The sequence below is a fragment of the Gilvimarinus sp. 1_MG-2023 genome, from assembly GCF_030548285.1.
Genome location: NZ_JAUOSC010000957.1, coordinates 1 through 275, shown reverse-complemented (window position 1 = coordinate 275; position 275 = coordinate 1). Strand labels below are relative to the sequence as shown.

The following is a 275-nucleotide window of genomic DNA, read 5'->3' as shown; positions in this document are numbered from 1 at the left end:
GCACCGGCACCCGCCAACAGCTGCTTGCGTACCGAGAAGCAGCGAGCGGTGTGAGGACTGGCCTTGGCCCAGGCGTTCATCAGCGTCAGGCTTTTGAGTCCGGGGGCTTTTTGCAGTGCCAGTTCCAGACCAACCAAACCACCCAGCGCATGCCCCACCAGATGGTAGTCGCCAATGTGATACTCGGCTAACAGGCGTTGCAGCTCATTGGCCATATCGCCAATTGCGTAACCTTCAGGCAATTCGGCCGGGCTATGCCCGGTGCCGAGTTGATC

1 protein-coding gene is annotated in these 275 nt (G+C 60.0%); it reads right to left on the bottom strand.

Going from position 1 to position 275, the window contains the following annotated elements; genetic code table 11:
- Positions 1-275, bottom strand: a 275-nt coding sequence (locus tag Q4563_RS19705) for an alpha/beta fold hydrolase (protein WP_303605723.1), incomplete at both ends; no start/stop codon positions are given.